The sequence below is a fragment of the Sulfitobacter sp. UBA1132 genome (assembly GCF_002311545.1).
In the GTDB taxonomy this organism is placed as follows: Bacteria; Pseudomonadota; Alphaproteobacteria; order Rhodobacterales; family Rhodobacteraceae; genus Sulfitobacter; species Sulfitobacter pontiacus.
The window spans coordinates 376-944 of sequence record NZ_DCAN01000009.1 but is presented as its reverse complement, the minus strand read 5'-3'; the positions used below and the strand labels follow the sequence as shown (position 1 = coordinate 944).

The window sequence follows — 569 nt, the reverse complement described above, 5'->3', positions numbered from 1 at the left end:
CCATGTCATAGATGACCGAGTAATACCGGATCTCGACACCCTTCTGGTTCGCCGAGGCACGGGCCGAGGCGTTTGCACGCACGTTGAAGCCGATGATCGGCGCGTTGGAGGCTTCGGCAAGACCAACGTCGGTGTCGGTAATCGCACCCACGCCCGAGTGAAGGACGCGCACGCGGACTTCGTCGTTGCCGATTTTCTCCATCGCTTGAACGATCGCTTCGGCAGAACCCTGAACGTCTGCTTTGATCAACAAAGGCAGCTCGCTAATGGTTTCGTTCACCTTGGCGTTCGCCATCAGCTGTTCCAGCGTCGTGGCAGCACCAGCCGCAGCGCGTTTGTCTTTGGCGGCTTTTTCACGGTATTCCGCAATCTCGCGCGCCTGCGCTTCGGTGTCGGTGACGTTCAGAACGTCGCCCGCACCCGGTGTTCCGTTAAGGCCAAGCACCTCTACCGGCACGGACGGGCCTGCTTCTTTCACGCGCTCGCCCTGATCGTTGATCAGCGCACGGACCTTACCGTACTGTTCGCCCACAACAAAGATGTCGCCCTGACGCAGCGTACCGTTCTGA

The 569-nt window shown here is 59.8% G+C and carries 1 pseudogene; it reads right to left on the bottom strand.

Features of this window, described 5'->3' with window-relative positions:
* Window positions 1-569: pseudogene (locus B4F27_RS06475) on the bottom strand (translation initiation factor IF-2); the annotation flags it as partial.